The organism is Thalassobellus citreus, assembly GCF_044385915.1.
In the GTDB taxonomy this organism is placed as follows: Bacteria; Bacteroidota; Bacteroidia; order Flavobacteriales; family Flavobacteriaceae; genus Thalassobellus; species Thalassobellus citreus.
The window spans coordinates 1-7,824 of sequence record NZ_JBISCC010000108.1 but is presented as its reverse complement, the minus strand read 5'-3'; the positions used below and the strand labels follow the sequence as shown (position 1 = coordinate 7,824).

9 protein-coding genes are annotated in these 7,824 nt (G+C 31.1%); all 9 read right to left on the bottom strand.

Features of this window, described 5'->3' with window-relative positions:
• Positions 1-374: 374 nt before the first annotated feature.
• The 9 genes from ACH5TX_RS01525 to ACH5TX_RS01485 all read right to left on the bottom strand — a co-directional run bounded on the left by ACH5TX_RS01525 (position 375) and on the right by ACH5TX_RS01485 (position 7,735).
• Positions 375-677 carry a hypothetical protein gene (locus ACH5TX_RS01525; protein ID WP_439337794.1) on the bottom strand — a complete coding sequence of 101 codons (303 nt, stop codon included), beginning with the start codon at positions 675-677 and terminating at the stop codon, positions 375-377.
• A gap of 4 nt (positions 678-681) precedes the next feature.
• Positions 682-939, bottom strand: coding sequence for a hypothetical protein (locus tag ACH5TX_RS01520; protein WP_439337793.1), 258 nt, complete (start codon positions 937-939; stop codon positions 682-684).
• A gap of 172 nt (positions 940-1,111) precedes the next feature.
• A complete protein-coding gene (locus ACH5TX_RS01515; RefSeq protein ID WP_439337792.1) occupies positions 1,112-2,869 on the bottom strand; it encodes a hypothetical protein in 1,758 nt (585 codons plus the stop codon).
• Positions 2,870-3,101: 232 nt separating this feature from the next.
• The gene (locus ACH5TX_RS01510; protein ID WP_439337791.1) at positions 3,102-3,683 is read right to left on the bottom strand and encodes a porin family protein; all 582 of its coding nucleotides are present in this window, start codon (positions 3,681-3,683) and stop codon (positions 3,102-3,104) included.
• Positions 3,684-3,845: 162 nt separating this feature from the next.
• Positions 3,846-4,364 carry a hypothetical protein gene (locus ACH5TX_RS01505; RefSeq protein ID WP_439337790.1) on the bottom strand — a complete coding sequence of 173 codons (519 nt, stop codon included), beginning with the start codon at positions 4,362-4,364 and terminating at the stop codon, positions 3,846-3,848.
• Between the two features lie 105 nt (positions 4,365-4,469).
• The gene (locus ACH5TX_RS01500) at positions 4,470-5,042 is read right to left on the bottom strand and encodes a WG repeat-containing protein (RefSeq protein ID WP_439337789.1); all 573 of its coding nucleotides are present in this window, start codon (positions 5,040-5,042) and stop codon (positions 4,470-4,472) included.
• Between the two features lie 169 nt (positions 5,043-5,211).
• Entirely contained in the window at positions 5,212-5,874 is a 663-nt protein-coding gene (locus tag ACH5TX_RS01495) for a hypothetical protein (protein WP_439337788.1), read from the bottom strand.
• Between the two features lie 135 nt (positions 5,875-6,009).
• Complete coding sequence (locus ACH5TX_RS01490) at positions 6,010-6,621, bottom strand: MFS transporter (RefSeq protein ID WP_439337787.1); 612 nt, start codon at positions 6,619-6,621, stop codon at positions 6,010-6,012.
• 568 nt (positions 6,622-7,189) lie between these two features.
• Positions 7,190-7,735: a hypothetical protein gene (locus tag ACH5TX_RS01485; protein ID WP_439337786.1), complete on the bottom strand. Its 546-nt coding sequence runs from the start codon at positions 7,733-7,735 to the stop codon at positions 7,190-7,192.
• Positions 7,736-7,824: the final 89 nt, after the last annotated feature.

Below are 7,824 nucleotides of genomic sequence, written 5' to 3'. Positions count from 1 at the left end.
TTTCCGCAATCAGGCTAAAGTCAGATGATTTATTTGTCCGTTTTTGTTTTGTTCCGCAAACAAACTCAAAAGTCCGCCATAATTTTAGTCCGCGTTTTTATATTCCGCAAACTTGCTAAAAATCCACAGTTTTATTTTTCGTAATTGGCTAAAATTCCGCGTAAACTTTGGGTTCTAAAATTCAGGTTTTTAATCAGTTTTATTTTTTCCGATAGAGTGGGCAGCATTAAACCCAACGGTTGTGTATAAGGATAGTGCGTTTTTGTGTCCGAGGATTTTCCGCAGGAAAATCAGAGTGACTAAAAAAGCACTAACCTTTTGATTTAGGAATAAATTTAAGCATTATTTCTTATACTTTGTTAGGCAACGTTTTTTTATTCAGTTAATCTTTCCGTTAAAAACTCCGAAATTACTTTATTCAATTCCGATTTTTTTATTTTTTCAATAATCTTAAATTCAGATTTCTCTGTTTTAAAAATAAGAAATTCCATTTCCAAGTATTCCATTTCTCCATTTGAGTAATAAAATATTTCTCCTGCAAAATTATTCGATTCAAATATTATTCCTTCGCTTGATGGATAATTTATAGATTTAGTAAATTTCTCATATTTCAATTCCGAAACTTTATAAATATTATGTTCCTCAAAAGTTTTGGAAATGATTTTTAAATATTCCATTTCTTTAATCTAACTTTTTAATGAATTGGTCTTTCGCTCTCAAATAAATTCGTCCGTCTGATTTTTTACAAACTTTTACATTTTCCGTTATAAATTTTGTTCCAATTGGATGTGATTCTCTTTCGCTTTTACTGCATTCGATTACTATATTCGTAGGTAAATTTTGTCCGTCTAAAGGTCTAACTCTTATTCGACCTGTTTCTGGGTCTTTGAAATTCTCACACTTTATATTTTCGTAATAATTACCTATAATTAATTTCATTAAGTTCTGATTTTCGTTGGTCTGTCAAATGTTGCCTAACGGTCTCGGCTATGAGTAGTTGCGTGATTTAGCGATTAACTTAGCAAGTACAAACCAAGCTGAAAATCCGCGAGGATTTTCAGAAGTAGGCGAGAACAAGCAATTACTTATAGTCATTGTTGTGTGCAGTTTTTTATTGTGTTAACGCCATTGGTCCTTGACAGTTTTCATTAGAATCTCCGATACAGCTAGATAAATTTGGTGTATAAGTTACAATATGAGAAAAACTACCATTAAAATTTGTACCATCAAATACACCATTAAATTCACTAATCATATTATAGTCTGATTCAAGTGTCGAGCCGTCTGAACAATTATATGTATTTGTCTGATTGTTGCCAAATTCAAAGTATAAGTCATTTCCATTCAAATTAAAGGTTCCAGAAATTATTCCTTGCCAAGATAAGGTTCCATTAGAAAAGAATTCTATAGAAGTATTGCCTCCCCAACCAGAAGTATTGTTTTGACAATTAATTCCATTGTCAACCATTGTCCAAGTACCAACAATATCGATTTGATTTTCTTCTTCCAACGTCACGTTAAATTCATCCGACGCTTGAAAGTCGCCATCATCGTACTTTATTGTCATTGTAAAAGTCCGAGGCAAAGTAGCATTATCAGTATTGAATTTTATGTTATATCCGCTTTGACCAACAATTTCGACTTCGGCGGTTATATCATTAGGAACACCCTCAACAATTACAAAAGCATTATTTCCATCAATTTCATCTATTTGGGTTGATTGTGGTAATGGTTCAATTGTTGAAGTTATAGGTTCGTATGTTGTTGAACTGGAAAACCAACTCGTAAACCAACCAGTAGAATCATTTATAACTTGGTTTAAACTATCTCTAAACGAATTCCATTTGTCTTGTATGTAATCGATTTTTTCTATTAATTCAGACACAAGTGAGTTAGGGTCATTGCTATCTGATGTAATGGAAGTTCTAACACCTAATTTTAAATCGAAAGAAGTGAAGGAATTATTGTTCATTATGAAATTATCAAAATTTCCATTTTGGTCATATAAATGATTTGATATTGGTCTTAAACATACCTCTCTAATCTGCTCAATCGAAGCTTGAATTTCGGCTGCTGCGTTGTAAACACCTACAATCGTAGCGACGCCAACTAAAATACTTCCAATTCCACCTGTTGCAGCAATAATTGCAGGTCCAATAACATTAACCCAAGAAACAAAAGCTCCTGAAATTACTGCTATTCTTACAGAGTTATTAATGAAACAAAGGAAATCCGAGTTAGTTTTAGAGTTTCTTGCTAAACGATTATTTATAATGGCATCCTCAAATGTTGTTGTAAAAATCGGGTTAGCATTAAAGAACTTTGCCAAAGCCATTTTGTCCTCATTTGAAGCATTTGAATATTGCAGCATAAAGTTATCGTACATTAATTTTGCTGAATTTAAAGCAACCATAGTTTCGTTGCTCATATTTCCATTATTAATATGTTCCTCTATATTTTGGTTAATAGCTTGTAATGGCTGTAAAAATTCTTGATTTATTTTATTTTCTACATTTTGAATGTTGTTACTACCAACATTAAAATTAACCAAGCCTTCTTTATTTTGAGTTATTAGTTTTAGTTCGTATTCTCCGTTGCTTACATCTGGTATTGGAAATACGAGATTGCCGTCTGAATTTCTTGTTAGAGTAACGTCTGTCTCGCCAAAGCTTGCCATATAACTATTTTGGCTAAATGTTAAATCTTCTGTTCCAACAACTACTAATTGCAAAGGAATAACCGAAGTAGCGTTTGAAGTTAAATCGAATGTCTCAATATTTTGTTCTTCCTCTTGATTTCCGGAATTGTCATCGTTACTACAACTGTTTAAAAGAAGTAGAAATGTAAAAAGAATGGTTAGTTTTTTCATAACTCAAAATTTATGTTGAAAAATAGCTTTTAGTTTGGTTTAATTCAATACCCATTATTGGGTAAAATATCGCTGGGTTCAAATTGCACACAACGGTTGTGTATAAGGATAGTGCGGTTTTGTGTCCGAGGATTTTCCGCAGGAAAATCAGAGTGACCAAATACGCGCTATCTTTTTGATTTAGGAATAAATTTAAGCATTATTTCTTATACTTTGTTGTAAACAGTTTTTTTTAAAGGTCAAAATTATATCCAACACTTAACTGAATTAAGGTATTAGTCGCCTTAATATCAATATCTCTGAAAGGATTTGACTGTTGGTATTGTACCTCAATCAGTTCATTAAACCCCTGATATAAATTTAATTCAACGAAAAATTGCTTTATATCTATACCTACTCCTAAGTTTAGTCCATAGTCAAAGGTTTTTAAGTCTCCGAAATCCATTTCCTTTTTCTTTGTGTCAATCAGAAATCCGATTTGAGGTCCAGCAATTAAGTAAGGTTGTTTAAAGAACTTAAAATTCAGAGGGATATTTATATATGAAGTCTCATATTTAATATTATCATAAAAATCTTCTCTGTCGCCTTGTTGAGAATAAATTAATCTGGGTCTGAAAGAAATTTTTTCAGATAACTTTTTTTCGTAAACAGCTCCCAAGTGGAAACTAAAAGAATTACTATGAATTCCGAAACTTTCTAATATTCCGTCTGATAAGGTTGAGGCATTAATCCCAGCTATAATTCCGATTTTGTCCTGTGAAAAAGAAGAAAATGTAATAAGCGTTAAAAGTCCAATTAAAAGTTTTTTTCTCATTAGTTAAGCGGGTTTGAAAATTGTTTACAACGGTTACGTATAATATTAGTGGCGCGTTTAGGCACTAAATTAGTAAATAGAAACTTACCAGCGGAAAATTCCGCAGGAATTTTCCAAGTAGCTAAAACTAGCCATTAATTTTATGCTTTGTTAGCTGTAGTTTTATTCTTTTATTAGAGTTTCTATTATATCAAATTTCAATTGGTTTCTGTCAACAGAGTAATCAATTTTCTTCATTTCAGCTTTTATATTAAAACTCCATTTAGATATTAAATCGGACATTTCTTTGTCATTAACTAAACCCTCATTAATATAATTTTCTATTGAAGAAGTCAAATCAGAACAATTAGTACCTATAATATAATTATTCAGTAAGCTTATTTTCATTGATACTAGATTCATTTTATTCAGGATTTCTTTTCTCTTATTTAATTCTGATTCGTCCGTCAAATTTAGTCGATAAAAATGTTCAAGAAATTCAGATAATAATTCCGTTAATTCATTATTCTTTTTAATCAAATATTGACTACTAAATTCTTTTTTCTGATTTTCAATGGTTAGTTTTTGAGTTTGATAAGAAAAATATCCAGCTATTAATCCTCCTATTATAACTCCAATTAAAGTCGAAAAAGCACCTCCATTTATAAATTTAAAAAATAACTTTTCCCTCTTTTTTTTCATAATACTGGTAATTACAGCTAACGGTTGTGTATAAGAATAGTGCTTTTTGATTAAGAAATAAAATTAAGCATTATTTCTTATACTTTGTTGTGGTGTCGTTTTTTTTTATTCAATTCGTTTTCCAGTTTTATCTATTTCAAACCAACTTTCACTTTCAGAACGTAAATGTTCATCCAAGTCATAATACAAATAACAATCGTAAGTTACTGATGCAATTCCATTCTCAAAATTTGAAGCACATTCAAATTGAGGTTTTATTATTATTTCTCCTTTTTTATTCGCATAACCAATTTTTCCATTTTTCTTAATTCTGAATAAACCTTCAGAAATATAATCAGGTCCATTGTCATACATATATACTTCAAAAATTCTTTCTCCTTTCCGATTTATTCCAATTAAATCATAAGTTTCTTTTTCAAGTACAATTCCGAATGTTGTAATAGTATCTTTAAATGTGAAGTATATTTTTTCAGATGAAATTATAGTGTCTCCTTTTCGATTCACAAAAGCAAAATCATCTCCCATTTCATAAAACTCATTTTTTGAAATTCTGAATAAAGTGTCTTTTGTATTTAATTCAGTTAATTCAAAATATTCATTTTCATTTGTAGCTGGTTTGAATCTTTTCGAACAAGAAAAAAGTGATAGAATAAAAATTATAATTATTAAATTTTTCATTTTGTAGATTCGAGTGAGAAATGCACCACAACGGTCTCGTATAACCGTCAGTTACGGGTTAATATGCGTTAATTTTCGGTTTAGCACAGACGTTAGCAATTCCGAGTGGATTCGGACGTAGTCGAATCCGCCGTAATTGCGGTTATACATTGTTGCCAGTAGTTTTTTATTATTCAGTCTTTTTATTTTTTATAATCATTCTAACATCCGAATATAGATACATTCCACAAATTCCGATTCCAAATAAGGTCAGAAATATGCTTTTAATTCCATTCGAAAATAAGCTCCAAACACAAATAGTTATTACAAAAATCGCAAAAGGATAAGTAAATAATCTAATCAGAATGTTTTTCAGAGACCATTCATTTTCAGGTGTTTTTTCCTCAATTTCAATGTCTAGAATCTCGTATATTTCCTCAAGTTGATTTTTCCTTTCCATTTTGTAAATCTTTCGAGAAACCCAAACTACTAAAAAGACGAAAACAGCAATTATGGTAATCCATTGCCAATTATCAATTGGATTAAATTCAGTCGGATTGTTAGGGAAAATTAAATACAGAAACCATAAAGAGGCAATTCCAATTAGAGTTTTTCCTACAGGATTCATCTTATCTGTTATGTTTGTCAGATGATTATTAGCATTAAATTCGAATGTGAAAATCGAATAGAAAGTTAGATTCCACATATTTTGGCTCCAAACTTTTATTTCATTCCGATTTATTTCTCCTTTCGCTCGCATATCACGTGAAAAGATATTCCATAAGTGATTAAGAAAAGTATCTTTTTTTCTTAATTCAATTAGTTTTTCAACATCTTTTTTTGTGACTTCCATTCGGTTTGGTCAAATTACTGGCAACGGTTACGTATAATATTAGTGGCGCGTTTAAGCACTAATTTAGTAAATAGAAACTTGCCAGCGGAAAATTCCGAAGGAATTTTCCAAGTAGGCTAGAACTAGCCATTAATTTTATGCTTTGTTACCCACAGTTTTTATTTCCTTTTCAGCCAAAGAATCTATTTCAGTTCGATTCAGTTTGGTTTTTCCACTTGTATAAATTCGCAAACCAATATTATCAATTCGGTCAGGATTCATTCTTGTTCCAGACCAAGTTTTAGGCGTTTCAATATCAATTTGATAACTGCCTTTATATTCGGCTGGTATAATTATAGAGTTATTATTGTATTCCGCTTTTTTATTGAAAGGAAATTTCCAATTCAATTCAGAGTTTTTCAATTCTCCGTTATTATAAACAACAACAAAATGGTTACTCTTATATTCGGTCAAATCGACAACTATTTTTTTATTATCTGAAGAATAAAATAATAAAGCGATTACACTCAAAGTCAATTCAAAAATTGATAGTTTGAGAGGTTTTATCCGATTTACTAAAATTCGGTCAATCAAAAAAAATGGAAGAAAAGCAACAACACCAACTAAAATCAAAACTCCTCCTAAACTTGCTCCTCCATTTAATGTCAATCCATAAATTCCAGATGGAATTCCGATAATCAGAACTAAAATTCCAACTATTAGAAATAGAGTAGGTTTGTTTCTTAAATTCTGTTTAAAGTTCTGCATTTCTCAAATTGTGGGTAACGGTTATGTATAAGGATAGTGCGGTTTTGTGTCCGAGGATTTTCCGCAGGAAAATCAGAGTGACTAAAAAAGCACTAACCTTTAGATTAAGGAATAAATTTAAGCATTATTCCTTATACTTTGTTGCCCACAGTAGATTATTTTTAGCGTTTGAGTGAGTTCAGTTGTTTTTTTAATCCGCAAACTTATTCAATTCCGCTTGAGTGAGAAATTCCGCAATTTGCTAGATTCCGCACGCACTTTAGTTTTTTTAATTCAGATTTAGATTCCGAAAACTTGCTCAAAAGTCCTATGTGATTTTTATTCCGATTTGAGTGAGAATTCAGCGCAATTAATTCAGCGTTTTATTCTGCGAAATTTTGCTTTTTTTTTATTCCGATTTACTTTCTGCTGAGTGCGTTTCGCTATTGTGGGCAACGGTTGTTTATAAGAATAGTGCGGTTTTGTGTCCGAGGATTTTCCGTAGGAAAATCAGAGTGACCAAATGCGCACTAACCTTTTGATTAAGAAATAAATTTAAGCTTTATTTCTTATACTTTGTTGTAGCACGTTATTTATATTCATATTTATTCCTCCAAGTATCCTCTCCTTTCAAAAAGTCAAGAAGTATTTCAGTCATTTGGTCAACCGTTTCTAATGGCTTTACCAATAGAATATGATCTTCGTCAGTCACAAGTCCAGAAGCTAATCCATCATCTCCTAAACTTCCACCAACGTCCAAAGCTTTATATCCATCAGCATATTTGTCTTCCAGTTGCACAATGTGAAATTCATTCCAATTGATTGATTTCATAGTGCTTTTTATTATTTCCGCTGTTGCTCTTTCAGATATGATTTTTGAGTTTTCTCCGTAATCATAAGTGACAACGAGTTTTAAATCTCGTTTTTCTTGTCGGATTTCACTATTCCGTGATTGAGTCTTATTTTCAGAAATTCCAGATGTTTTTGAATTCCGTTTTGAATTCCAACTGCTGAATGCAATTACTCCAATTAAAGCTAAAATTCCGATTATTATGTAGGTATTCATTCTTTTCACTTGAGTTTGGTCTAATGTGCTACAACGGTTACGTATAATATTAGTGGCGCGTTTAAGCACTAATTTAATAAATAGAAACTTGCCAGCGGAAAATTCCGAAGGAATTTTCCAAGTAAGCTAAAACTAGCCATTAATTTTATGCTTTGTTG

Bases quoted from the DNA above. Each gene is read 5' to 3' on its own strand.
- ACH5TX_RS01505 (WP_439337790.1), bottom strand. From the start codon at position 4,364: ATGAAAAAAAAGAGGGAAAAGTTATTTTTTAAATTTATAAATGGAGGT.
- ACH5TX_RS01500 (WP_439337789.1), bottom strand. From the start codon at position 5,042: ATGAAAAATTTAATAATTATAATTTTTATTCTATCACTTTTTTCTTGT.
- ACH5TX_RS01490 (WP_439337787.1), bottom strand. From the start codon at position 6,621: ATGCAGAACTTTAAACAGAATTTAAGAAACAAACCTACTCTATTTCTA.
- ACH5TX_RS01520 (WP_439337793.1), bottom strand. From the start codon at position 939: ATGAAATTAATTATAGGTAATTATTACGAAAATATAAAGTGTGAGAAT.
- ACH5TX_RS01510 (WP_439337791.1), bottom strand. From the start codon at position 3,683: ATGAGAAAAAAACTTTTAATTGGACTTTTAACGCTTATTACATTTTCT.
- ACH5TX_RS01495 (WP_439337788.1), bottom strand. From the start codon at position 5,874: ATGGAAGTCACAAAAAAAGATGTTGAAAAACTAATTGAATTAAGAAAA.
- ACH5TX_RS01515 (WP_439337792.1), bottom strand. From the start codon at position 2,869: ATGAAAAAACTAACCATTCTTTTTACATTTCTACTTCTTTTAAACAGT.
- ACH5TX_RS01525 (WP_439337794.1), bottom strand. From the start codon at position 677: ATGGAATATTTAAAAATCATTTCCAAAACTTTTGAGGAACATAATATT.